Source organism: Chryseobacterium lathyri, from assembly GCF_030812195.1.
Lineage (GTDB): Bacteria > Bacteroidota > Bacteroidia > Flavobacteriales > Weeksellaceae > Chryseobacterium > Chryseobacterium lathyri_A.
Map to the genome: position 1 here is coordinate 335,917 of NZ_JAUSSF010000001.1, position 24,775 is coordinate 360,691.

20 protein-coding genes are annotated in these 24,775 nt (G+C 37.2%); 13 read left to right on the forward strand and 7 right to left on the reverse strand.

What is annotated here, in order from left to right; translation table 11 throughout:
- Positions 1 to 58: 58 nt before the first annotated feature.
- On the forward strand, positions 59 to 1,636 hold the full coding sequence (locus J2T03_RS01535) for a right-handed parallel beta-helix repeat-containing protein (RefSeq protein ID WP_307209059.1): 1,578 nt from the start codon (positions 59 to 61) through the stop codon (positions 1,634 to 1,636).
- Between the two features lie 93 nt (positions 1,637 to 1,729).
- Here the strand turns inward: J2T03_RS01535 and J2T03_RS01540 are convergent, their stop codons facing one another.
- Both J2T03_RS01540 and J2T03_RS01545 read right to left on the reverse strand, forming a co-directional pair.
- Positions 1,730 to 2,365: an HAD family hydrolase gene (locus tag J2T03_RS01540; protein ID WP_307209060.1), complete on the reverse strand. Its 636-nt coding sequence runs from the start codon at positions 2,363 to 2,365 to the stop codon at positions 1,730 to 1,732.
- A 36-nt stretch (positions 2,366 to 2,401) separates the two neighbouring features.
- Complete coding sequence (locus J2T03_RS01545; RefSeq protein WP_307209061.1) at positions 2,402 to 4,525, reverse strand: Tex family protein; 2,124 nt, start codon at positions 4,523 to 4,525, stop codon at positions 2,402 to 2,404.
- 212 nt (positions 4,526 to 4,737) lie between these two features.
- On the opposite strand from J2T03_RS01545, the gene J2T03_RS01550 reads away from it, so the two are divergent.
- The 7 genes from J2T03_RS01550 (at position 4,738) to ychF (ending at position 12,269) form a co-directional block, all read left to right on the forward strand.
- Positions 4,738 to 5,415 carry a YceI family protein gene (locus tag J2T03_RS01550; RefSeq protein ID WP_306843095.1) on the forward strand — a complete coding sequence of 226 codons (678 nt, stop codon included), beginning with the start codon at positions 4,738 to 4,740 and terminating at the stop codon, positions 5,413 to 5,415.
- Between the two features lie 123 nt (positions 5,416 to 5,538).
- Positions 5,539 to 5,823: a GIY-YIG nuclease family protein gene (locus J2T03_RS20525; protein WP_307209062.1), complete on the forward strand. Its 285-nt coding sequence runs from the start codon at positions 5,539 to 5,541 to the stop codon at positions 5,821 to 5,823.
- A gap of 170 nt (positions 5,824 to 5,993) precedes the next feature.
- The gene (locus J2T03_RS01560; protein ID WP_307211067.1) at positions 5,994 to 6,257 is read left to right on the forward strand and encodes a DUF1294 domain-containing protein; all 264 of its coding nucleotides are present in this window, start codon (positions 5,994 to 5,996) and stop codon (positions 6,255 to 6,257) included.
- Between the two features lie 178 nt (positions 6,258 to 6,435).
- Complete coding sequence (gene typA / locus J2T03_RS01565; protein ID WP_306843094.1) at positions 6,436 to 8,241, forward strand: translational GTPase TypA; 1,806 nt, start codon at positions 6,436 to 6,438, stop codon at positions 8,239 to 8,241.
- A 132-nt stretch (positions 8,242 to 8,373) separates the two neighbouring features.
- The gene (locus J2T03_RS01570) at positions 8,374 to 9,978 is read left to right on the forward strand and encodes a glycoside hydrolase family 10 protein (protein ID WP_307209063.1); all 1,605 of its coding nucleotides are present in this window, start codon (positions 8,374 to 8,376) and stop codon (positions 9,976 to 9,978) included.
- A gap of 457 nt (positions 9,979 to 10,435) precedes the next feature.
- Complete coding sequence (locus J2T03_RS01575; RefSeq protein ID WP_306843092.1) at positions 10,436 to 10,987, forward strand: ferritin; 552 nt, start codon at positions 10,436 to 10,438, stop codon at positions 10,985 to 10,987.
- A 190-nt stretch (positions 10,988 to 11,177) separates the two neighbouring features.
- Positions 11,178 to 12,269 carry a redox-regulated ATPase YchF gene (gene ychF / locus J2T03_RS01580; RefSeq protein ID WP_306843091.1) on the forward strand — a complete coding sequence of 364 codons (1,092 nt, stop codon included), beginning with the start codon at positions 11,178 to 11,180 and terminating at the stop codon, positions 12,267 to 12,269.
- A 111-nt stretch (positions 12,270 to 12,380) separates the two neighbouring features.
- Here ychF and J2T03_RS01585 read toward each other — a convergent pair whose 3' ends face one another.
- Positions 12,381 to 12,542, reverse strand: a complete 162-nt coding sequence (locus tag J2T03_RS01585) for a bacteriocin (protein ID WP_307209064.1) — start codon at positions 12,540 to 12,542, stop codon at positions 12,381 to 12,383.
- Between the two features lie 146 nt (positions 12,543 to 12,688).
- Here J2T03_RS01585 and J2T03_RS01590 point away from each other — a divergent pair, with 146 nt between their 5' ends.
- From J2T03_RS01590 to cls, 3 genes are all read left to right on the forward strand, one after another.
- Positions 12,689 to 13,627, forward strand: a complete 939-nt coding sequence (locus J2T03_RS01590; protein WP_307209065.1) for a helix-turn-helix domain-containing protein — start codon at positions 12,689 to 12,691, stop codon at positions 13,625 to 13,627.
- Between the two features lie 92 nt (positions 13,628 to 13,719).
- Positions 13,720 to 14,484, forward strand: coding sequence for an SDR family NAD(P)-dependent oxidoreductase (locus J2T03_RS01595; RefSeq protein ID WP_307209066.1), 765 nt, complete (start codon positions 13,720 to 13,722; stop codon positions 14,482 to 14,484).
- A 159-nt stretch (positions 14,485 to 14,643) separates the two neighbouring features.
- Complete coding sequence (cls, locus tag J2T03_RS01600; protein WP_307209067.1) at positions 14,644 to 16,110, forward strand: cardiolipin synthase; 1,467 nt, start codon at positions 14,644 to 14,646, stop codon at positions 16,108 to 16,110.
- Positions 16,111 to 16,114: 4 nt separating this feature from the next.
- Here cls and J2T03_RS01605 read toward each other — a convergent pair whose 3' ends face one another.
- Together J2T03_RS01605 and J2T03_RS01610 are read right to left on the reverse strand one after the other, a co-directional pair.
- The gene (locus J2T03_RS01605; protein WP_307209068.1) at positions 16,115 to 17,263 is read right to left on the reverse strand and encodes a methionine aminotransferase; all 1,149 of its coding nucleotides are present in this window, start codon (positions 17,261 to 17,263) and stop codon (positions 16,115 to 16,117) included.
- 110 nt (positions 17,264 to 17,373) lie between these two features.
- On the reverse strand, positions 17,374 to 18,183 hold the full coding sequence (locus J2T03_RS01610; RefSeq protein ID WP_306843085.1) for a hypothetical protein: 810 nt from the start codon (positions 18,181 to 18,183) through the stop codon (positions 17,374 to 17,376).
- 305 nt (positions 18,184 to 18,488) lie between these two features.
- On the opposite strand from J2T03_RS01610, the gene J2T03_RS01615 reads away from it, so the two are divergent.
- Complete coding sequence (locus tag J2T03_RS01615; RefSeq protein ID WP_306843084.1) at positions 18,489 to 19,040, forward strand: DUF2867 domain-containing protein; 552 nt, start codon at positions 18,489 to 18,491, stop codon at positions 19,038 to 19,040.
- A 3-nt stretch (positions 19,041 to 19,043) separates the two neighbouring features.
- On the opposite strand, the gene J2T03_RS01620 is transcribed toward J2T03_RS01615, so the two are convergent.
- Positions 19,044 to 19,775 carry a LytR/AlgR family response regulator transcription factor gene (locus J2T03_RS01620; protein WP_306843083.1) on the reverse strand — a complete coding sequence of 244 codons (732 nt, stop codon included), beginning with the start codon at positions 19,773 to 19,775 and terminating at the stop codon, positions 19,044 to 19,046.
- Entirely contained in the window at positions 19,744 to 22,677 is a 2,934-nt protein-coding gene (locus J2T03_RS01625) for a sensor histidine kinase (protein WP_307209069.1), read from the reverse strand. Before J2T03_RS01625 ends, J2T03_RS01620 begins: the two co-directional genes overlap by 32 nt.
- A 142-nt stretch (positions 22,678 to 22,819) precedes the next feature.
- Between J2T03_RS01625 and J2T03_RS01630 the strand changes: the two genes are divergently transcribed.
- On the forward strand, positions 22,820 to 24,703 hold the full coding sequence (locus J2T03_RS01630) for a DNA topoisomerase IV subunit B (protein WP_306843081.1): 1,884 nt from the start codon (positions 22,820 to 22,822) through the stop codon (positions 24,701 to 24,703).
- The last annotated feature ends 72 nt before the right edge of the window (positions 24,704 to 24,775 follow it).

Genomic DNA, 24,775 nt, shown 5'->3' on the forward strand with positions numbered 1-24,775 from the left:
TTAGTAAAATTAACGAAGGAATATTTACTATTTAATTTAAACCAAAAAACAAGATTTTATGATTTACGCAAATGCTTTTTTTACATCGGGTAATAGCTATCCTAACGAGGACATTGTACAGCTGGTAGACAATTATACCCACCAAGCTGTTGTTTATAAAAAAATTGGTACTGCCGTTGACGACGGGGTTATTTATCGAAAAAAGGATAATGATTTTTATGAGAGACAGTGGTCAGGATATGTGGATATATTATGGTGGAATATTAAGGAAGTCGGAATATCAGTATCAACAGTTACAGAACGCATCAACAAAGCTCTGTCCATGGGGTATGATGTGTTTTTTGATGAAATGTCAATTGAGATTAATGGAACGCTTTATCTACAGAATAACCAAAAAATTCTGTCAAATAATTGCAAGATAAAGCAGACTGTAGCCAATTCAGAAATTTTTAACTGTGAACAAAAGGAAAATATTTCCATTACAGGATTTAGTTTGGAAGGAGAAGGAAATGATTATGTTGTGAATGCTAGTTCCAGAAATGTAGGAATTCTTTGCGCTCAGGCAAAAAATCTTGTTATTGAGAAGAATATATTCAAAGATTTTACATATTCCGCAGTGTCAGGATTGAATGGAGTAGAGCATTTAACCTTTAGATTCAATAAAGTTAAAAATTCATTTGATTACAGTTGGGCAACACAGGCATCGGGCTACAGAAAAGATAATATGGGGATTGTAATAGGAGGAAAAAATATTACAATTTTTAAAAATTACTTTGAAAATTCGTCGCAAGGTATTTATATTGCTGAAAATTCCAATTTTGTCAGTATTTCAGATAATGACGTTGAAAATACTATCTTGGAACATGGAATGTATCTTGATTCCGGTATTTCAAACCTTACTGTGATAGGAAACAGAGTTAGAAATACTGTAAAAGTAGGTATCAAACTTCAAAATAGTGATCATTTGAATTATATCAGCAATAATGTGGTTATTTCTAATAATATTGTTGAAAATACAGGTGGAGGCGGAGATGGTATTTTGATCAATAATACAACACCGGGCGCCCCCCAACTTTATGCAAAAAATGTTGTTGTTTCTGGAAATGTCGTAAGAAATGCAGGTCAGCACGGAATCAATGTGAGATTTGTAGATCTGGGAGTAGTTTCTAATAATGTGATTAACGATATTAGCTACGCAGGAGTTTATATTTCTGATACGAGAGGGGTAGAAGTGTGTCATAACAATATTAAGACGTCCCAGGAAAATGGAATTATGATTGAAGCACATAATTATTTACTATCTGCCAATTTTAATACCATTGAAAATCCGGGAATGAGAAATTCAGGTTTGGAAGATCTGTTAACGGGGATTACTATACGCGGAACAAAAAATAAAGAAATCTCTGTAAGAAATAACAAGATGGTAGGTAGTGGCAATGCTATGAAATACGGTGTTTTTGTAGAATTTATAGAAGATCCAGTAGTGCAGCAGACCTTTCAGGAGACCTATGAAATTGTAGGGAACACAGTATTGAATGCTGTTACTCCATATAGATTTTTAAATACTGTTGTAGCTTTACGACGTTTAAATAACAATTATAAAAATTTATTAACGGCTCCCGTACAGGAATCGTAAAGAGAGTATTAGGCTTATTTTAGAATGATTAAAAGTGATAAGGCTGTCAATTTTGACAGCCTTATTATTGATATAGAGATCTATATTCTTAAATTAAACATAGACTTCCAAGTCCGAAAACTTTGAAACTGAAGGTTTATAATCTTTTGGGCTCAGCTTTCCAAAACCATATTCACAGAAAATAAACGGTAATCCATTTGTCAGTGCAGAATCATAATCAGTTTGGGTATCACCAATATATACGGAATCTTCAATGGTTAAATGATTTCTTTCCATGAGGAGCTGTATATTTTCAGCTTTCGGTTTTTGGGTTTGTCCGTAAGATTCAAAATCGGTAAATAGGTCACTGAACTTATTATAGGCTAAAAATGCTTCAATATATCCGTCCTGGCAGTTGCTGACGATAAAAAGCTTGTGATTTTTAGCAAGACTTTTCAGCAGCTCTTCAACGCCGTCATAAAGAATACCGCCGTAGATATGGAGAACCTGATTTTCATTGCGGACAATTTCCGAAAGGACTTCCTGAACCTTCTGATCAGAAATTCCGGGAACAATATCTTTTAAAATATTATCTGCCAGCAAACCCATGTACTGATTCATATCTTCAGGCTTTAAATCCTTTTTGATCAGTTGGTGTTTATTTAACACCTTATTCCATATTGTAATGATGGTGGCTCTGGAATCCCAAAGCGTTCCGTCTAAATCGAAAATTAAATTTTTATAGCTCAAAATCAAAATGAATTGTTATTTAGTTTAACGGATAGATCATAAAATCATGCTCAGCTGTATTCTTTTTCTCGCTTCGTCCACTTCTGTTACTTTTACGCGGACATGCTGATGGAGTTTTACCACTTCATTCACATCAGATACAAATCCATCCTTCAGCTGAGAAATATGGACAAGCCCGCTTTCCTTAATTCCCATATCCACGAAACACCCGAAAGCTGTAATATTATTAACAATTCCTGGAAGAATCATCCCGGTTTTTAAATCCTTGATGCTTTTTACATGAGGATCAAATTCAAATATTTTAGCCGCTTTTCTGGGATCTAATCCGGGTTTTTCAAGCTCTTTCAAAATGTCTTTGATCCCTAAAATTCCTATTTCTTCCGTAACATAGTCTTCTGGCTTTACCAAAGCTGTTTTTTCTTTGCTGGCAATCAGTTCGTTTGTTTTTATACCCAAATCTTTAGCCATTTTTTCTACAATTCCGTAAGCTTCAGGATGCACGGCTGAATTATCAAGTGGATTTTTCGCATTGGCAATTCTTACAAAGGCCGCAGCCTGCTGGTAAGCTTTTTCTCCAAGCCTCGGAACTTTTTTAAGCTGTTTTCTGTCCTCAAAAGCACCGTTCTCCGTTCGGTAACTAACAATGTTCTCCGCCATTTTCTCTCCAATCCCCGAAACATAGCTTAAAAGTGATTTGCTTGCTGTATTCAGATTGATTCCTACGGAATTTACACACTTCATAACCGTAGAATCAAGCTCATTTTTCAATTGGGTTTGGTCTACATCATGCTGATATTGTCCTACACCGATAGATTTGGCATCAATTTTCACTAATTCCGCCAATGGATCCGCCAATCTTCTTCCAATAGAAACAGCGCCACGAACCGTCACATCATAAGACGGAAACTCATCTCTTGCAATTTTACTCGCAGAATAAACTGATGCTCCTGCTTCCGAAACTACAAAAACCTGCAGCGGTTTATCAAAAGCAATTTTTTTAATGAAAAACTCAGTTTCACGGCTTGCCGTTCCGTTTCCGATGGAGATCGCTTCAATATTGTAGGCATTCACCATAGAACGGATCTTTTTCATGGCCATTCCGCTTTCATTTTGTGGTGCGTGAGGGTAAAGGGTTTCATTATGGAGAAGATCGCCCTTTTCATCAATGCAGACCACTTTACAGCCGCTTTTGTATCCCGGATCAATGGCTAAAATTCTTTTTTCGCCTAAAGGTGGCGCGAGAAGAAGCTGGCTCAGGTTTTCAGAAAAAATTTCAATTGCTTTTTTATCTGCCTTTTCTTTAGCTTCCTGCAAAGCTTCATTGGAAATAGCAGGCTCTAAAAGTCTTTTGTAGCTATCTTTAATGGCCAGGGAAATCTGATCCGAACTTTCATTATTGGATTTGATGATGGCTTTTTCAATAAAATCAATGGCCTCTTCCTTATCAATTCCAATATTCACTTTCACAAAACCTTCAGATTCAGCTCTCAGCATTGCCAAAAGCCTGTGAGAAGGAGTTCTGTTGAGATTTTCCTCCCATTCGAAATACTGTGAGAATTTCTGTGCATCCTCTTCATCTTTTTTAGCCTTTACGGCCTTAGAAGTAATCACTGCTTTACGCTGGAACAGGCGGCGAAGGTTTTTACGGACATACATATTTTCATTGATCCATTCCGCCATGATATCTCTTGCACCCTGAAGCGCTTCCTCTTCAGATGGAACTTCAGTGTTCAGGTATTTAGAGGCAAGAAACTGCAGGTCATTGCTTTTCTGGCTCATAATGATCCTGGCTAAAGGTTCCAATCCTTTTTCCTTGGCAGTATCTGCTTTTGTTTTTCTGCGCTTTTTGAAGGGTAAATACAAATCTTCCAGCTCCAGAATATCAAAGCTTTCCTCAATTCTCTGTTTCAGTTCGGCTGTCAGAGCATTTTGTTCCTCAATTGACTTTAAAATACTGTCTTTTCGCTTTACAATTTCTTCAAACTGCTTACTGATCTTTGAGATCTGTTCGATCTGAACTTCGTCCAGATTCCCGGTTTTATCCTTTCTGTAACGGGAAATGAACGGAATGGTACAGTCTTCTGCTAATAATTGAAGGGTATTGTTGATGCTCTTCTCAGAAATATCGAGCGTTTGTTTTATATAGCTTGTAATGTTCATTTTAAATTTTAAACAGCTAAAATAGGCAATTTTACGATCGAGTGAAATACTTTGGATTATGCTTTTTTCCGGTGTTTTATATTGGGAAAAGGGCAGGAAATATTAAAATTTCTATTTCTTGATGTATGTTAAGGTGATAAGTGAGAAGGTTTTTCTATTTTTGAATCTTCAAATTTAAAATTTTAATTAAATTTTTTAAACAAATAAATAATATGAAAAAACTTAGTGTAATTGCATTAGTAGGAATAGGGTTACTTGCAGCATCGTGTACAAAAGAAAAAACAGCTGATACGGCAGCGACTGCGACAGAGCAGAAAGTAGCAGAGAGCAAAGGTGAAGTTTTGGCAGTTGATGTTGCTACTTCTGTAGTAAACTGGAAAGCTTTTCACAAAGGCGGTATGGCTCCTCGTTGGGGAACACTTAACGTAAAATCAGGAGATCTAAGCATCGAAGGAGGACAGTTGACAGCTGGAAACTTTGTGATCGATATGAATTCTATTAAAGTAGATCCGGCTTCAGTAACAGAAAAAGATAAAAAACCTGCAGATCTTGAAGCACACTTAAAAAATCCTGATTTCTTTGATACAGCAAAGAATCCAACTTCGGATTTCAAAATTACAAGTGTTACAGATCTTAAAGAAGCACCTGCAGATGCGGTAGCTGGAGCAAACAAAACAGTAAGTGGAAACCTTACACTATCAGGAAAAACAATGAACGTAACGTTTCCTGCTAAAGTAGATGTTACTGAAGGTTCAGCTTCTGTTCAGGCGAAATTTACAGTAAACAGAGCAGATTGGGGAATCAAATTCGGTACTTCAGAAGCAGATCCGGCAGAATGGATGATCAGCAAAGACATCGAAATTGCTGTTGATGTAAAAGCTAAAAAATAATTCGTTAGATACAAATAGTCAGAGCTGCTTTCTTAGGAAGGCAGCTTTTTTTATGGATCTAAGGCATTAAATCTAGAGGAATTGATAAAACTTATATTTATGAAAACTCAAATATGAAAGAGAATGTCAAAGGCTGGATGTACATTTTATAATGTGCAGATGGCAGTTATTATACAGGAAGTACAAATAATCTTAGGCGAAGGCTCGAATCATACGAAAAATAGACTTCCTGTTAAGCTTATATATTATGAAGAATATGAGTGTATTGATCTTGCTTTTTACAGGGAAAAACAGGTACAGGGATGGAGCCGTAAGAAAAAAGAAGCACTGATTAATAGATGCCCTGAACTGCTTCCTCAATTGGCTGTAGCATATAGAGATTTACTTTCTGAAGAGCGAGATGGCTGAAAGAAAGGAGGCTTCGAGTGCCTCAGCTACCTTTGGAAATGTAGTGAGACATAACTTTTCTTTTAGATTAATAGTAAGAAATAAAAAGAAAAATTTATCATCAAAAGACAAATACAAGGTGGCTGAGGTACTCGAAGCCACCGTTTAATTCATTATTTTTGCCTATGATTATGATATACATTCTGTTGATAATAAATTTTATTACTTTCATTATTTTTGGCTGGGACAAAAGGCTTTCAATTAAACATAAAAGAAGAATTCCAGAAAGTACACTTTTAGGGGCAACCTTTATAGGAGGAACTATAGGAGCGATTTTAAGCATGTTTATTTTCCGGCATAAGATTTCGAAAAAGTCTTTTTTGTTGAAATTTGGGGCAATGATTTTAGTTCAGCTCTTTTGTATTTATTTTTTACAAAAATATCGGCAGGCTTAATCATTAAACCCAATGGGAGATTCTTAATCTTCAATTTAAATGGATCTATAAAATCTTCAATTTTAAAGCTTTAACGGGACCGAGTTGTGAACTTGCTCATTATGAATTTGTTAATTAATTTATATTCTTGCTCATTATTCATTAGAAATCACTATTTTTGCACCCGTAAAAATCATTCATGCAAAACATTAGAAATATTGCGATTATCGCACACGTTGACCACGGGAAGACGACTTTGGTTGACAAGATTATTCATGCTACAAACATTTTCAGAGAAAATCAGGAAAGTGGAGAATTAATAATGGATAACAATGACCTTGAAAGAGAAAGAGGTATTACGATCTTATCCAAAAATATTTCTGTTACCTATAAAGACACTAAAATTAATGTAATTGATACTCCTGGTCACGCCGATTTCGGTGGTGAGGTAGAAAGAGTTCTAAAAATGGCAGACGGGGTAATCCTATTGGTTGATGCCTTTGAAGGACCTATGCCTCAGACGAGATTCGTACTTCAGAAAGCATTGGAATTAGGACTTAGACCTTTAGTTGTTATCAATAAAGTAGATAAGCCAAACTGTCGTCCTGAAGAAGTTCATGACCAGGTATTTGACTTATTCTTCAACCTTGAGGCTACAGAAGAACAATTGGATTTCCCAACGTTCTACGGTTCTTCCAAGCAAGGTTGGTTCAACACATCATTGGAGCAGACTGAAGATATTCTTCCATTATTGGATGGTATCCTGCAATATGTTCCTGAACCTAAAGTAGAGGAAGGAAACTTACAGATGCAGATCGTTTCTCTTGACTTTTCTTCTTTCTTAGGAAGAATTGCAATCGGAAAAGTGATCAGAGGAGAGATCAAAGAATCTCAGTGGATCGGTCTTGCTCAGGCAGACGGTAAGGTTCTGAAAGGAAAAGTAAAAGAATTATATGTTTTTGAAGGATTAGGAAAGAAAAAAGTTTCAGAAGTAAAAGCTGGAGATATCTGTGCTGTTGTAGGTTTTGACGCTTTCCAGATCGGTGATTCATTCGTAGATCTTGAAAATCCTGAACCATTGCCAAGAACTGCAATTGATGAGCCTACATTGAACATGACGTTCTCTATCAACAATTCACCTTTCTTCGGTAAAGATGGTAAATTTGTGACTTCTAATCACTTGAAAGAGAGATTAACAAAAGAATTGGAAAAAAACCTGGCATTAAGAGTTCAGCAGACAGATGATGCGAACACATTCCTTGTTTTTGGTAGAGGTATTCTTCACTTGTCAGTTTTAATTGAAACCATGAGAAGAGAAGGTTACGAAATGACGATTGGTCAGCCACAGGTTATCCTTAGAGAAATCGACGGTGAAAAATGTGAGCCTTATGAATCTTTGGTTGTAGACGTTCCTGAAGAATATGCTTCAAGAGTAATCGACTTGGCTACTCAGAGAAAAGGTGACCTTCATATTATGGAAACTAAAGGAGAGATGCAGCATATGGAATTCGAGATTCCTTCAAGAGGTTTGATCGGATTGCGTTCTCAGATGTTGACGGCTACTGCTGGTGAAGCTATTATGGCACACCGTTTCACAGAATACAAGCCTTTCAAAGGTGCTATTCCTGGAAGAAGCAATGGTGTTTTGATCAGCAAAACTCAAGGTCCGGCTACAGAATATTCTATTGCTAAATTACAGGACAGAGGTAAGTTTTATGTTGATCCGGGTGAGGAAATCTATGCAGGGATGATTATTGGTGAACAAAACAAGCCTGGAGATTTGGTGGTAAACATTGTAGAAGCAAAACAGCTGAACAACATGAGAGCTTCCGGAAAAGATAAAGATACCGGTGTTGCACCGAAAATCCTATTCTCACTGGAAGAATGCATGGAATACATCCAGGGTGACGAAGCGATTGAGGTAACTCCAAACTTCATCAGAATGAGAAAGAAAATCCTTTCTGAAGAAGAAAGAAAAAGAATGGACAGATCAGCGAAAGCATAAGAAATGTTTATATAATATAGAAAAGCCTCGAATCTTTCGGGGCTTTTTTATTACACTATGTCTTAAAATGTTTATTTTGGCATAATAATCTCTTAGAAGAAATAAATTTAAAGTAGTTTGCAAACGATGAGAATGAATATCATAAAGCTTACTGTTTTAGCCGGAGTTTTTGCATCATATGCCAGTTGCTCCGTCCAGAACAATACCATAAAAGAAGCACCAACAAAAAATACAGCAAAACCTAACAGCAATACCATAAAGCCTAAAGATCCGGTTACAGTTGTAAAACCTGTAGCACCAGTGCCTCCGGCTGAGGAGAACTTCAGAACCGTTCTTCCAGAAGTTAAAAGAGAATTCCGCGGAGCCTGGATTGCCAGTGTAGCCAATATCAATTGGCCTTCAAGAAATAATTTAACGGTTGATCAGCAGAAAGCAGAAGCCATCAGCATGCTCGATATGCTGAAAGATAACAACTTCAATGCAGCCATTTTCCAGATCAGACCTTCTGCAGATGCATTGTATACAAGTAATATAGAACCTTGGTCATACTTTCTTACCGGGGAAACAGGAATGGCCCCATATCCCAATTATGACCCCCTTCAGTTCTGGATTGAGGAAGCGCATAAAAGAGGCATGGAATTGCATGTCTGGCTAAACCCTTACCGTGCCCATCATTCAAACGGTGGAGCTGTAAACAGCCTGTCTATGGCAAACAAGCTTTCTGATATTGTGGTAAGATTAAAGAACGGAATGTACTGGTTCGACCCTGCCAATCCCAAAACGCAGGGGCATGTCTCTAATGTCGTAAAAGATATTGTGAAAAGATATGACATCGATGCCATACATTTTGACGATTATTTCTATCCCTACGCCACCTACAACAGGGGAGCAGACTTTCCCGATAATGCAACCTGGAATGAATACCAGAGAAGCGGCGGAACATTATCCAGAGCAGACTGGAGAAGAGACAATGTCAATAAATTTGTAGAGAGGATTTACAAAGAGATTCATGCAGAGAAAAACTATGTAAGATTCGGGATCAGTCCGTTCGGAATCTGGAAGCCCGGATATCCTGAAGGAATTGTAGGCTCTTCCCAATACGACGAGCTATACGCTGATGCAAAATTATGGCTGAATAAAGGCTGGGTAGATTATTTCTCTCCACAGCTGTACTGGCCGATCGATGCCAAAGGTCAGGGTTTTGAAGCTTTATTGAACTGGTGGAAATCTGAAAATACAATGAATCGTCATCTTTGGCCCGGTCTTAATACCGTTGAGATCAAAGTTTCAGACCGTCCCACGGAAATTAAAAATCAGATTGAAATTTCCAGACAGATTTTAAAGAACGGTGCCGGAGAAATTCATTGGAGTATTGCAGGATTAACGAGAAATGCGGGAATGCTTCCTACTTTGAAAAACGGCCCTTACAGCGAAAAAGCATTAGTTCCGAAAACACCATGGATAAAAGCTGTTCCATTGCAGACTCCCACTTTATTTGTAACCGATAATGGAAGTTTTGTACAAACGAACTGGAGTACCCAAAATATCGGAAATGTCTTCCAATGGATACTTTTCACCCAGTACAACGGAGTTTGGGAAACAGAAATCCTTACATTGGACACCCTTTCAAAAGACATTCCTAAATCTAAAGAGGGTAAAAGATTAAATGCAGTTGCAATAAAAGCAGTGGACAGACTAGGAAACGAAAGTGATTATATGGCAAAGAAGATAAAATAATTTAAGTTTGAGTTAAAAAAAATCAGGACAAGACTGTGACAAGGAAGATATAGGTTAGAAGTTACTATTGGTCTTATAACCTCTCAGTAAACTCATGCAGTGCCTTCAAAAAACTATAAAAACCATTACGTCTAAAAAAATCAATAGAACCAGTTCAATTAAGGACTGGTTTTTCTTTAAAAAAACATTCAGTTCAGCGTAAATTTTATCGGAGACAACATCCTTTGCAACTTAAAACAATCAATTGGAAAATAATTTGCGTCTTTTGCGTTACCCGTAAAAAATAAAATCGATTCCAAACATATAGGCAATTTATTTTAGAATAACTATAAATTAAATGTGTAGTTATCTTTATATCAGTAATTTAAAAGCATGTTGAAATTCGTTAGAAAGAAAATAAAACAGTGGCGGAACTATTTTTGCATTATTATTTTCATAATCACAAAAATATAGCATTATGAATACCAACAGACTTTCCCCGATCATTGAAAGGGCATTGAGTGATCAGATGAATAAAGAAATTCATGCATCACACGTTTTTTTGTCTTATGGGATCTGGGCAGATGATAAAGGATATCAGGGAATTGCCAATTTCCTTTACAGACATGCGCAGGAAGAAAGAAATCATTCTATTAAGTTTATGGAATATGTGCTGAACAGAGGCGGGAAACCGAAAGTAGATGCCATTCCGGCTCCTCCTGCCGATCCGGAATCTTTAACAGCTTGTTTTGACGGTGTTTTTAAACATGAAGTCGACAATACTACAGCAATTTACAGAATTGTAGATCTGGCGTTAGAAGAAAAAGACTGGGCTACATGGAATTTTATGCAGTGGTTTGTACAGGAACAGATAGAAGAAGAAACACTGGCCTCCAACCTGATTGATAAATTGAAAATTGCAGGTGGGGATCGTGCTACTGATGAGTCTTTATTTACTTTAGATAAAACATTGCAGGAAGCGCCGAATGATGTTCCTTTGGCTCAGGATGCCACAGGAGACAATCCGTAAAAACAATTGATGGACAAAAAATATTGAAAATCTGCCTAAATCTTGGCAGATTTTTTTATTATGAAACTCCTTTTAAATTCACTATCTTTGCAGGCTGAAAGTTAAGTGGTCTGGAGTATGAATTTAAACATCAAACTTCCAGCCTGGACTTAAATAGTATCATTGAATATTAAACTTTGAATTTTACAATATGAAATGTGGAATTGTAGGCCTTCCGAATGTAGGTAAATCAACTCTTTTTAACTGCTTAAGCAACGCTAAAGCTCAATCTGCGAACTATCCTTTCTGTACGATAGAACCGAACCTGGGTACGGTATCTGTACCGGATCAGAGACTTTTTGAACTTGAAAAAATAGTGAATCCGGAAAGAGTATTGCCGGCAGTAGTTGAAATTGTTGATATTGCAGGTCTTGTAAAAGGAGCCAGCAAAGGAGAAGGGCTGGGAAACCAGTTTCTTGCCAACATCCGCGAGTGTGAAGCAATTATCCATGTTTTAAGATGCTTTGATAACGGTAACATTATCCACGTTGAAGGCTCTGTAGACCCAATGAGAGATAAGGAGATTATCGACATCGAATTACAGCTTAAAGACCTTGAAACAGTAGGAAAAGCTGTTGAAAAAGCTAAAAAATTCATCAAATCCGGAAAAAAAGATGATATCCTTGTGTATGAAACTCTTCAGAACCTGGAGAAGTTCATTGAGGACGGTAAAAATGCAAGAGAATTTCCGGTAAATGATTTGACACAGCCTATCATCGACGATATTCAGCTTTTAACCAAAAAGCCTGTATTGTATGTATGTAACGTAGACGAAAATTCTATCAAAAACGGTAACGAATGGATAGAAAAGATTGATGCAATGGCTAAAAATGAAGGAGCAGAGGTTGTTGTTTTAGCAGCACAGATCGAGGCAGATATCAATGAACTGGAAACATTTGAAGAAAGAGAGATTTTCCTTGAAGAATTGGGACTTGAAGAACCGGGAGTAAACCGTCTGATCAGAAAAGCTTACGATTTATTAAAACTTCAGACCTATTTTACGGCGGGTGTAAAAGAAGTAAGAGCATGGACAATAGGTCAGGGATGGACAGCTCCACAAGCTGCCGGAGTGATCCACACAGATTTTGAAAAAGGATTCATCCGTGCAGAAGTAATCAAGTATAATGATTATATCACTTATGGTTCCGAAGTGAAAATTAAAGAAGCCGGAAAACTTTCTGTTGAAGGTAAAGAATATATTGTTCAGGATGGAGACATCATGCACTTTAGATTCAACGTATAAGAATATATTAAAGTTAGTTATAATAGAAAACGCTTCAGGGATTATCTCTGGAGCGTTTTTTCTTAGTAAAAAAAACCACCCTTATACAGAATGGTTCTTTTTAATTCTTTATTAAGGCTCTATTCCAGGTCTGCATTGCAGCTGTGCACAGCTTATTGATATTTTTTTGCAGCCTCCGGTCATAGGATCAATACAGTCTAATAATCCTCCGGTGATACTTCTTAATTGCTTTTTGTTCAGTTTTTTTCCTTTAGGTAAATCTTGATTTTCCATTGTTTTGATTTTTAGTGGATTAGTTTGAAAACTAAGGTAAGAAAAATATGCATACGTATATCACTTCATGAAGAAAAAAGTAAAATATTTTTTCATTTTCAAATCCTGTTAACTTTGTATATTTGAATTTTACAAACAGTTAAGCTATGGAAAAGATCACTCATTCATCCCTTGAAGACTTCTATAAAGAGATGTCCGCCAAACTGGGAAAAGATCTTGAAAGTATTTTTCCGAAAGGACTTCATAAGGATATAGGCCATTTTAATGTTTTCGATATCAGACAGACTATTGAAAGGGTTCGAACTACTTCGGAAATGCCTTACAACAGAAGAAAATATTACAAAATAAGTCTGATCAGGGGACAGAACAGGGCAGAATATGCAGACAAAATCATAGCCATCAAAAAGAATGCTTTATTATTTGCTACCCCTAAAGTTCCATATCATTGGGTGCCGGAAGATCCTGACCAGTCGGGAAGTTTCTGTGTCTTTACAGAAGATTTCTTTATCAAGGCGCAATCCCGGTTTTCATTGGAAGACCTGCCGATTTTTCAGCCGGGAAATATTCCGTTGTTTGAGATTGAAGATGATCTGGCAGACGAAATAGAAATTCTCTTCACAAAAATAAAACAGGAAATAGCTTCCGATTACATTTTCAAATATGACCTGATCAGGAACTATGTGCTGGAGCTGATCCATTATGGACAAAAGCTGCAGCCTGCTGCAAAACTTTCTGCCTCAAATGATACCTCATTACGGGTTGTGTCTTTATTTATAGAGCTTTTGGAAAGACAGTTTCCGATAGAATCCGCAGACCAGAGATTACAGCTGAAAACAGCAAAAGATTATGCCGACAGACTGGCCGTTCATGTGAATTATTTGAATAAAAAATTAAAAGAAAGCACAGGAAAAACAACCACGGAGTTTATTGCCGACCGCCTAGTTCAGGAAGCTAAAATTCTTTTAAGGCAAACCAAATGGAACGTTTCCGAGATTTCTTATGCGCTGGGTTTTGAGGAAATAGCCCATTTTTCTAACTTTTTCAAAAGAAAGACTTCATTTACTCCGATGCAATTCCGTACATGATTTGAATTTTGCAAATTTCAGATTGATTCAGGCAAACATTTCTTCTGCAGAATTTTCCAACTTTGTATCATCAAAATAAATAATATAAAACGATGAATACAAAAACAAAAATTGCATTGATCACAGGTGGAAGCCGTGGACTTGGAAAAAATGCAGCTCTTAAAATTGCTCAAAAAGGATTAGATGTTATTATTACTTATAAAAACAGCAGTGAAGAAGCCGATGCTGTAGTCAGGGAAATAAAAGCACTGGGCCAAAATGCAGCTGCTTACCAGTTGGATACCAGAGATGTAAAAAGCTTCGATACATTTGTGAAAAACATCACAGATCATCTGAAAACTGAAACAGGCAGTCCAAACATCGATTTCCTGATCAACAATGCGGGAACAGCTTTATATGCTCCCATTATGGAAACTACGGAAGAACAGTTTGATGACACTATAAATATTCATTTTAAAGGAGTTTTCTTTCTGACACAAAAAATGCTTCCTTTCATTAATGACGGCGGCGGAATTATTAATATTTCATCAGGATTGGCAAGATTTGCCCTGCCGGGATCTTCCGTTTACGGTTCTATGAAGGCCGGTGTAGAAATGCTGACAAAATATATGGCAAAAGAACTCGGACCCCGTAAAATCAAAGCGAACGTTATAGCACCGGGAGCCATTGAAACAGATTTTGGAGGCGGAAGAACAAGAGACGATCAGAATGTAAATTCAATGGTTTCTAATATTACTGCATTGGGAAGAGCCGGACTTCCGGATGATATCGGAGGGGTAGTGGCATTCCTGTGTACTGAAGATGCAGGCTGGATCAACGGACAGAGAATAGAAGCCTCAGGCGGTATGTTTTTATAAAATACTATCGAATACAAAGCAGTCTTTAAATAAAAAAATTAAACCAGATCTGAAAATGAGCTGGTTTATTTTTTGTAAACAAAAAAGCACGGCTTGCTGATCCCATTCTTTTATCTTTTTGCCTTTTTACCTATCTTTAGTATCTGCAAAGTTCATCATATGATAAAAGAGTTTTTCGATCAGTTTCCCTATATCCTTCTAGGGCTTGAGGGGCTTTATCTTGTCGGAATTGTTTTTCTGGCCGGTAAAATTATTATGGATACCAAAAATACGGGTAAGACCCTTGCGTATCTTATGCTGATCATTTTTCTTCCAGTTGTTGGGATCATCATCTATTTTGTATTTGGAGTCAATTACCGGAAAAATAAATTCTATACTTTTAAAATTGCACGAAACGAACGGGTTTATCAGGATGTAAGTGCTTATATATGGAAAACACACCTTACAACCTTAGAAAAGCATACAGGAGAAATAGGACAGTTTTTAACAACAGTCAATTTTCTCTATAATGCGTCACATTCTCCGCTTTCACCGGGAAACCATGCAGAAATACTGATCAATGGAGAAGGTAAATTTGAAAAAGTTTTTGAAGTTATTGAGAAAGCAGTTCATCATATCCACCTTGAGTATTATATCTATGATAATGACGGAATAGGGAACAGGCTTGCTGACCTGCTGATCAAAAAGGCAGAAGAAGGGGTGACTGTCCGTTTCCTCTATGATGATATGGGGAGCGGGAAAATAGGGCGTAAGCTGTTGAAAAGGCTAAAAGAAGGAGGTGTTCAGATATCTCCTGTTAACAAAATTACATTCAGGCTGCTGGCCAACAGGGTCAATTACAGGGATCACAGAAAGATCATCATTGTAGATGGTGCACAGGTTTTTACAGGCGGAATCAATGTTTCTGATAAATATATTAATCCTAATCCCATACAGTACTGGAGGGATGTCCATCTTTATATAAAAGGAGAGGCGGCTTTCTATTTTCAGTTTTTATTCCTCAGTAACTGGATCTTTGCCACAGAAAATATTCCTGAAATCTCCCAGCATTATTTTGATTTTAAGAACCAAGAGGAGGGAAATTCACTTATTCAGACGGCTGCAAGCGGTCCGGATACCAAGCCTTCCATTATGCTCAGTACGGCTTCTGCGGTACTTTCTGCCAGAAAAAGAATATATATTGTCACCCCATACTTTATTCCGGTAGAAACCGTATTGAATGCTATCAAACAGGCAGCCCTTTCCGGAATCGATGTAAGGCTTATGGTTCCCAAATCCGGCGATTCCATGATTGTGAATGCTGCGGCATATTCTTATTATGAAGAACTTCTGGAAAATAATGTGAGAATCTTCTTTTACAAAAAAGGTTTTATCCACGCTAAAACGATGATCATCGATGATAACTTTTCATCTGTAGGAACAGCCAATATGGACGTAAGAAGCCAGGAACTGAATTTCGAGGTCAATGCATTGGTTTTTAATAAAAAGATCAATGAAAAACTTCAGAATCTCTTCCATGAAGATATGAATGACTGCGAGGAAATTACTCTTGAATCATGGAGAAAAAGGCCCGAAACCAAAGTTTTCTTTGAACATCTGGCCAGGCTCCTTTCGCCGCTTATATAAAGGTCTAAAGTCTGGAAAGGTTCTCTATAGCTCTTTCAAGTGTTTCCTGCTTTTTTGCAAAACATAAACGGATCACGTGGTCATTCCTTTTATTTTTATAGAATGACGAGAAAGGAACGCTTGCCACCTTATAATTGATCGTCAGTTCTGAAGCGAAATCAAAGTCACTTTTATCAGATATTTTATCATAAGTAAGAGCCTGGAAATAAGTTCCTTCACAGTCAAGAAGTCCGAAAGATGTGCCTGCAAGACCTTTTCTTAGAAAATTCCTCTTTTCCTGAAAAAAGGTGTTCAGATGAAGGTAATGCTCATCATTTTTCATGTATTCAGCAAGGGCAAGCTGGATAGGTGTATTGACACAGAAAACATTGAACTGATGGACTTTTCTGAATTCATCGGTAAGATTTTTAGGGGCAGCACAGTAACCGATTTTCCAGCCAGTGACATGAAAAAGTTTCCCAAATGAAGCAACAAGAAGACTTCTCTCTTTGAGTTCAGGATATTGGCAGATGCTGAGATGCTGCTTTCCGTCAAAAACAATATTTTCGTATACTTCATCACTCAGGATAAGAATTGAAGTGTCTTTTACAAGTTTGATCAATTCCTGCAGATCATTTTCCTTTAAAATCTTCCCGGAAGGATTATTAGGATTATTAAGAATGATCATTTTGGTTTTCTCACTTACCAGATCCTTTACTGTAGCCCAGTCGATCTCATAATCCGGAGCTTTCATCTCAAAACGCTTTACAATTCCTCCAAAAAGCTCTACTGTAGGCTCATAACAGTCGTAAGCAGGTTCAAAAATGATTACTTCATCCTCTTTTTTAACAAAAGTGGCAATGGCTGTAAAAATAGCCTGGGTTCCCCCGGCAGTGACTGTGATCTCAGAATCAGGGTGATAAACTGCCTTGTGGCTGTTCTCTATTTTTCTGGCGATCTCTTCTTTGAGTGGCATCATGCCTCCCAACGGAGCATATTGGTTGAATCCTTTCTGGATAAAATGATTGACATGATCCAGCAGTTCCGTATCCGGCATGAAATCAGGAAACCCCTGGGAAAGGTTGATAGCCTCATATTCATTGGCGAGCTGGGTCATCTGGCTAAAAATGGTAGTTCCTACATTTGAAAGCTTGGATAATGGAAGTTGTATCATGAAGATCAATTTTGATGATTCGAATTTAATTTATTTTTTATAATCATGAAACAGCTTGGCATAAAAAAGGCCATTTCGGATGAAACGGCCCTCTATTTATTTTGCTTTATTTAAAAGAGTATCATTGATTCTACCCTGTTGTTAACATAGCCGAGGATCCCCCAAAACATAACCGTAGATCCTCCCCATCCTGAAAGGGAAACTAAATGCTTTCTGAAAAACTTTTTGTCGTAAAGATGCTCTACCATATAGATATGCTGTCTTTTATAACATCCTATCTTATTATTCCAATTGTCAAAAAACCAGAATCCCAGAGTAGGAGTGATAGGAGACATGACATATTTATTGGAGCCATATGGGATAATATCGTCATAAACCCTTAACCATCCCGGGCCGGAAGCCCCAAAGTAAGTCTGGTACTGCTGCTTTTCAAATGTATAATAACTATCCGGCAGCTGTTCTCCGGCTTCAGCTATCTGAACCAGGCCGTTAACCTCAGCATATTTTTGTATAGATTCATTAAATGCTTTAGTTTCACGGAATTTCAGGCCGTTCTGATCCCCATACTGCAGATATTTTTCCTCAGTTGAAAAAGTTCTTACTGTAATCACTGCGGATTGATCGAGCGGATTTTTAACTAAAGAAGCAACAGGGAATTTGTCTTCCAGATCAGCAATCATATCAACCGGCTGACCGTCGGAGAAATATTCGACCTGTACTTTATCGATATCAATGCCATCCTGAGCAAATTCTTCTCTGATTTCCGGTGGAGCAGGTGGGAGATTGGACAATTCAAATTTGGTTAAAGCAGTGGTTTTAGCTGCTGTCGTTTCTTCAAGCTGTTCACTGTTATCCCGACAGCCTGATAAAAGGAAAAGCCCTGAGGATATTCCTAAAATTACAATGTTTTTGAGTTTCATATGGTATAGTTTTTATGGTTGGTTCTTTTTTATAACTTGTCAGAATCAGATATTTTTGTTCTCCGTCTGATAGTTTGCATTGAATAAAATTAAGAGCTTTATCAGTTCCCTTAGTTGTGAATTGTTAAGTGTGGATGTTTTTCTAGTAAGTGTGGATGTATTCAAGATAAGTGTAGGTTTTCTCGATGCAGTAAAACTGTAATCAGGCTTTTATTTAACTGAAAAACTGATATCCATCACTTCTTTTTTGTGGGGAGTCGCTTACATTTGTTAGAATAAAGACTGGAACATTTAAAACCATTGCCATGAAGATCAAAAAAACTGAATTACCGGAAGGGTCTGTTTTATCCAAAGAAAAAGCATTGTTTGACTATACAGACAGTTTTAAGGGAGAATTGGAAGGGAAACAAAATATATCCACGCTAGAATTGGGCAAGGCTTTTTTCACCAGCACTCCTCAGTGGGGGAAGAAAATGTTTGCTTTCAGAAACAGCATCGTTAAAATGTTCGGGCTGAAAACCGGGACGGGCAGCAATAAGCCATTATCACCGGATGATTTTAAACTTGAAGTGGGAGATCAGATAGGGATTTTCAAAATATTTGATAAGACAGACCGCGAAATTATCCTAGGTGAGAATGATAAGCACCTAGATTTCAGGGTTTCCCTTTTTTATGATGATACACAGCACGGCACTGAAAATAGTTTTTTAACAATTTCGACCACCGTGAAATATCACAACCGTATGGGAATGCTGTATTTTATTCCTGTGCGTCCTTTCCACCAGTTGATCGTTCCGGTTATGCTGAAAAAAATGATTGAAAAGATAACAAAACGGAAAGATAATTCCGGTTGCTAGTTTTTAGTCTAAATTTTCAATCTTGTTTAAGAAATCATTCTTTTTACGTACGGAAACATCCAGTACGGAATGATCAGCCATCACTACCTGCCCGCCTTTACCCTTAATGTATTCTTTAAGGTGAAAAAGGTTGATCAGATGCTTATGATGAATCCTGAAAAAATTATATTTTGTAAGATGTTCTTCAAATTCATGCAGTGTTTTGGAAACAATGATCTTCGTTTTATCCGCAAGATAAAAGGTTGTATAGCTGGAATCTGCTTCACAGCGTATGATATCGCTGATGTTGGTTAATTTGAAACCCTGAAGGGTAGGAAGGCTGATCTTGTTCTCGCTGGAAGAAATACCCGGCTGGATTTTACTTTTTTTAATGGATTCCAGCACTTTATTCACAGCAATGATAAAATCTATTTTCTTGATAGGCTTGAGCAAATAATCTGCTGCACCGTTTTTAATAGCTTGGATAGCAAAATTTTCAAATGCTGTAATGAAAATAATCCGGGAGTCTATTTCCCTGAATTTTGAAAGAAGATCAAAAGCAGTACCGTCTTTCAGCTGCACATCCAGAAAAAGAATATCCGGTGAATTTTTAGTAAGATAAATATAAGCTTCCTCTACGCTTGATGCCTGAAATGCCGTCTGGATCTCAGGGAATTCATTTTCCAGAAGAAGAGCGATATAATCTCTTCCGTCCTGTTCATCATCAATGATGCATGCCTGTATTTTGGTTTTCATAAGGTTTTATATAAAGTTTAATCTGGGTTCCCGGTCTTTGTTCTTTTTCAGAAAGATCATGGATCTCAAGTATGATATGAGTCTCAAAAAGCTGCCTGAATGTTTCAATCCTTTTCTGAGATAATTTTACCCCGAAAGAATCAGGGCTTGCCTGTCTTTTGCGGCCAATGCCTGTACCATTATCTTCTATGATAACACAGATGGATGTTCCGTTGTAGTCAAATGACACCAGTATATTTCCTTTTCTGTCTTTTAAACCTGCAATTCCGTGCTTTATGGCATTTTCCACAAAAGGCTGGATCAGCAGGGAAGGAAGCATCCAGTTTTTGTTGATGTTTTCAGATAAGATAATTTTATAGTCGAACAGATCTTTTAACCTGAGTTTTTCCATATTCAGATATAATGAAAGATAATCTGCTTCATCTTTGATAGACATGAATGTTTTCTCAGAATAATACAGGGTTTTCCTGATCATTTGAGCAAATATTTCAAGATAATTTTCTGTTTCTTTATAATCTTTTTTGTACAGAAGAAACTGGATAGAATTGAGGCAGTTATAAATGAAATGGGGGTTAATTTGTGCCTTAATGGCCTGCAGTTCAAGCTCGGCAATCTTTTTTTCATAGTATAATGTTTCCAGCTTTTTATTTCTTTTCTTTTGAAAATAAAAGTTGATCAGAATAAACAGGGCAGCAGCACCCATACTGATGATCATCAGCTTGAACCACAGGGTCTGCCAGAATTTCGGGAGAATCTCAAATTGTAGATTTGTAGAGCCATAAGACTGTTTTCCATTATAGCCGAGTCCGAAAATCTTAAACGTATAGCTGCCTGGAGGAAGAGAAGAAAAAATGATCTTCTGGGAATTGCCCGTTTGCCAGCCATTGCTGAGCCCCTCAATCTTATACCGGTAGCTTATCTTTCCCTGGGAAATAAAATCCGGAAAACTTACATTGAAGGTAACATCATTGTGAGGAGTTTGCCCCGTTAAAGGCTGTCTGATGTCAAAAATTTCCCTGCCGCCAATGACAACGGAATTGATGATTACTTTTTTGTTAATGAATTTCTTCTGGCCCATTAAATTTTCAATAGAAAGAATTCCCAGTCCTTTTGAGGTTCCCACATAGATCGTATCACCGGAAATAATACATCCGGATACTGAATTTGAGGGCAGACCGTCTGTCTGTGTGAAATTATTGATCTTGATGTCAGATCCTGTAAGCTCAATTCTGCTGAGTCCATAATTAGTACTTGCCCAGAATACACTTTTGTTTTCTATTTCAATTTTTTTGATCTGGTTTGTAACCAATCCAACTTTTTCCGAGATTTTCCTGAGGATTTTAGAGTTATCAAAAAGGATGATCCCGTTAACGTTGGTAGCCCCGATATACAGATCATCACCGAATTTTTTAAGATCTGTAAAATAATATCCCTTCAGAAACAATTTTTTCTTTTTAGAAACAGTATTCACTTTATAAAGATCTTTAAAATTTCCGGCAAACAGACTGTCCCTGGCATAGGGAAGAGCTGTATACATCCTTTCTTTGCTGAGTATTTCAGTATAACTGCCTGTTTTGTAATTGTAAGCAATAAGCCCGTCTGATGTACATAATATGATAGATCCAGGTGTATAGGGGACAATGTTTTTTAAAAGATAATCCTTTAAAAAATATTTTTTCCTGGTCACGATATCATATTGAAAAAGACTTCTTGTAAGCCCGAATATGACTGTGTTTCCCTCAGAAAAGATAGATTTGTGCTCTATTTTAATATTTCTTTCAAAAACAAGATCTGTTATCTGTCCGTTGTGATAAATGCCACTTTTAGCTTCGTTATAGCCCAGAAAAATACCATGACTGTTTTTGGCAATGGCCTTTATGTTTGATGAATTATTTTTGATCGGAAAGTGAACATAATTTTTAAAAAACTGGTCAGCAATGAAAAAAATACCATTATTCCGGGTAGAAAACCATGTATTGTTGTCTTGATCCACAAAAATATCGTTGAGAATATAGTTTTCCATCATTCTGACAGGATCGGAAAGCCTGCTGTCATCCAGTAACGGCTGTTTAAAATAAAGTGCTCCACCTTCTTCGGGACATAGCCAGAGCCGGTAGTTATTATCTATAACGATCCGGTGGATATTTTCCCCGGCTGTATAGCTTTTGAGTTTTTTGAAATAAAATTTGTTGTAAAGCTTGTAAACTTCTACTGTTCTTTTGTTTCTGAAAACAAAAATATCACCTTTCCTTAATATGACAGTGTTTTTCTTAATAGAAATATTGCAGGGTGTTTTCTTTTTCGTAATGATATCATAAGCCTGAATATTTTCCTTTTTTTCCTGACGAAACAGATACAGCATCTTATCCGCGACGTTCAGGCCGAAAGCATAATAGGAATCGGTCTGGCTGCTCTTAATAGCCAAAGGAATTCTGTTCACCTTTTCATTCCGATACCTATAGATATTGTCCGGATTATAAGAGGAAAATAGGTAAAGAGATTCGCTGTCAACATAGTAATCGGGGTTAACGGTGAACTGCATTTTTTGTAATTCTCTGTTAGAATCTGAATTGATAATTCTGCCGTTTTTCAGGTAGGCAAAATTATTCAGAAAAGGGGCAATAAAAACTTCTCCGTTGGATAAAGGAATACATGACAGGGCTTCGATGTTCTTTAAGCCCTGCTTATTATTGAAATGCTTAAACTCTTTTCCGTCAAACCGGAACAGTCCGTTATCGCTTCCTATCCACAAAAATCCAGTCTTATCTTGATTAATTGAGTAGGTATATGAATTATTTAAACCGTTTTCCTCATTGTAATTGACTATCCCGGGGATCTGGGCAAACAATAATGAGGATAACAATATAAAGGAGAATAGATGAAAAAGTATAATTTTTTTCACAAGATATTGAATAATGTGGTAAATATATAATTTGATTAATAATAATACAATTTTTAAGGTTGAATATTGAAAAAAAACGAATCGAAAAAATTCGGATAATTTTGTACAATTTCGTACTTTTGTATGTTTGCTGAAATCATATATGTCACAAGAAATAAATCCAATCTACTCCGAAGATAATATCAGAACCCTCGACTGGCAGGAACACATCCGTCTGCGCCCCGGAATGTACATCGGGAAGCTCGGAGACGGCTCCTCTGCGGACGACGGTATTTACATTCTGCTTAAAGAGATTCTGGACAACTCCATTGATGAGTTCAGAATGAAAGCAGGGAAAAGAATTGAAATAAAAGTGGACGACGGTAAAGTCAGCATCCGTGACTTTGGCCGTGGAATTCCACTGGGAAAAGTTGTAGATGCCGTTTCCAAAATGAATACCGGTGGAAAGTATGACAGCAAGGCCTTCAAGAAATCTGTAGGATTGAACGGGGTTGGTACTAAAGCTGTTAATGCCCTTTCAGAATATTTTAGAGTAAGATCCTTTCGTGAAGGAAAAATGAAGATGGCAGAGTTTTCCAGAGGACTGATCACGGAAAACCATGAAGAAAAAGATACTTCGGACCGAAACGGAACGGAAATTTCCTTTGTTCCTGATGGAGAGATTTTTCTTCATTTCAAATACAGGAAAGAATATATAGAAAAAATGCTGCGCAATTATGCGTACCTTAATCCCGGGCTGAAAATTATTTTCAACGGTGAGACCTATTATTCTGAAAACGGACTTAAAGATCTTTTGGAAGAGGAAATGGAAAACGAAATTCTGTATTCCATCATTCACCTGAAAGATACCGATATAGAACTTGCCATTACACATTCTGACAAATCGCAGACCGAAACCTATTTTTCTTTCGTGAATGGGCAGAATACCACGCAGGGGGGAACGCACCTTAATGCCTTCCGTGAAGCGTATGTAAAAACGATCCGTGAGTTTTTTAATAAAAACTTTGATGCGTCAGACATCAGAAAATCTATCATTGCAGCTATTTCTATCAACGTAGAAGAACCTGTATTCGAATCCCAAACCAAAACAAAGCTGGGATCCAATGATATGGGACCAAACGGACCTACTGTAAGAACTTTTATCATTGATTTTCTGAAGAGCAAACTCGATAATTTCCTTCATAAAAACCCTGAAATTGCCGAAGCGATACAAAGAAAGATCCTCATCTCCGAAAGAGAAAGAAAAGAACTTTCGGGAATCCAGAAGCTGGCAAGAGAAAGAGCAAAAAAAGTATCCCTTCACAATAAGAAGCTCCGTGACTGCAGACAGCATTATAACGACCAGAAGAATGAAAGAAAAGGGGAAACTCAGATCTTCATTACCGAGGGAGATTCTGCATCCGGATCTATCACCAAATCAAGGGATGTAGAAACGCAGGCTGTATTTTCGCTGAAAGGGAAACCTTTGAACTGCTATGGACTGACTAAAAAAGTAGTATACGAGAATGAAGAGTTCAATCTTCTTCAGGCTGCTTTGAATATTGAAGAAAGTCTCGAAGATCTGAGATACAATCAGGTAATTATATCTACCGATGCCGATGTGGATGGGATGCATATCCGTCTTCTGATGATCACATTTTTCCTTCAGTTCTTCCCGGATCTGATCAAAAATGGACATCTTTATATTCTTCAGACCCCTTTGTTCAGGGTGAGAAATAAAAAAGAGACGAGATACTGTTACACCGAAATAGAGAGAATAAAAGCGTTGAATGAGCTTGGAAAAAATCCGGAAATTACCCGATTCAAAGGGCTTGGAGAGATTTCACCCGATGAGTTCAAACATTTCATTGGAAAAGATATCCGCCTGGAGCCTGTAGTGATAGGCAAAGACCAGACAATAGATCAGCTGCTTGAATTTTATATGGGTAAAAATACACCGGACAGGCAGGTGTTTATTCTGGAAAATCTTGTTGTAGAAGATCCCGATATTGATAAGAAAGAAATCCTGGATGAAGTGGCAGACTAAAGTTTAACCAATAAACACAAATATTATAAATGAGACTCAGCAACCGCAACAAAGCTTCGGTTTACAATTTTG

Excerpts from the sequence above, each read along its gene's own strand:
- J2T03_RS01535 (WP_307209059.1), top strand. The coding sequence starts at position 59 with ATGATTTACGCAAATGCTTTTTTTACATCGGGTAATAGCTATCCTAAC.
- J2T03_RS01545 (WP_307209061.1), bottom strand. The coding sequence starts at position 4,525 with ATGAACATTACAAGCTATATAAAACAAACGCTCGATATTTCTGAGAAG.
- J2T03_RS01550 (WP_306843095.1), top strand. The coding sequence starts at position 4,738 with ATGAAAAAACTTAGTGTAATTGCATTAGTAGGAATAGGGTTACTTGCA.
- J2T03_RS20525 (WP_307209062.1), top strand. The coding sequence starts at position 5,539 with ATGTCAAAGGCTGGATGTACATTTTATAATGTGCAGATGGCAGTTATT.
- J2T03_RS01560 (WP_307211067.1), top strand. The coding sequence starts at position 5,994 with ATGATATACATTCTGTTGATAATAAATTTTATTACTTTCATTATTTTT.
- typA (WP_306843094.1), top strand. The coding sequence starts at position 6,436 with ATGCAAAACATTAGAAATATTGCGATTATCGCACACGTTGACCACGGG.
- J2T03_RS01570 (WP_307209063.1), top strand. The coding sequence starts at position 8,374 with ATGAATATCATAAAGCTTACTGTTTTAGCCGGAGTTTTTGCATCATAT.
- J2T03_RS01575 (WP_306843092.1), top strand. The coding sequence starts at position 10,436 with ATGAATACCAACAGACTTTCCCCGATCATTGAAAGGGCATTGAGTGAT.
- ychF (WP_306843091.1), top strand. The coding sequence starts at position 11,178 with ATGAAATGTGGAATTGTAGGCCTTCCGAATGTAGGTAAATCAACTCTT.
- J2T03_RS01585 (WP_307209064.1), bottom strand. The coding sequence starts at position 12,542 with ATGGAAAATCAAGATTTACCTAAAGGAAAAAAACTGAACAAAAAGCAA.
- J2T03_RS01590 (WP_307209065.1), top strand. The coding sequence starts at position 12,689 with ATGGAAAAGATCACTCATTCATCCCTTGAAGACTTCTATAAAGAGATG.
- J2T03_RS01595 (WP_307209066.1), top strand. The coding sequence starts at position 13,720 with ATGAATACAAAAACAAAAATTGCATTGATCACAGGTGGAAGCCGTGGA.
- cls (WP_307209067.1), top strand. The coding sequence starts at position 14,644 with ATGATAAAAGAGTTTTTCGATCAGTTTCCCTATATCCTTCTAGGGCTT.
- J2T03_RS01605 (WP_307209068.1), bottom strand. The coding sequence starts at position 17,263 with ATGATACAACTTCCATTATCCAAGCTTTCAAATGTAGGAACTACCATT.
- J2T03_RS01610 (WP_306843085.1), bottom strand. The coding sequence starts at position 18,183 with ATGAAACTCAAAAACATTGTAATTTTAGGAATATCCTCAGGGCTTTTC.
- J2T03_RS01615 (WP_306843084.1), top strand. The coding sequence starts at position 18,489 with ATGAAGATCAAAAAAACTGAATTACCGGAAGGGTCTGTTTTATCCAAA.
- J2T03_RS01620 (WP_306843083.1), bottom strand. The coding sequence starts at position 19,775 with ATGAAAACCAAAATACAGGCATGCATCATTGATGATGAACAGGACGGA.
- J2T03_RS01630 (WP_306843081.1), top strand. The coding sequence starts at position 22,820 with ATGTCACAAGAAATAAATCCAATCTACTCCGAAGATAATATCAGAACC.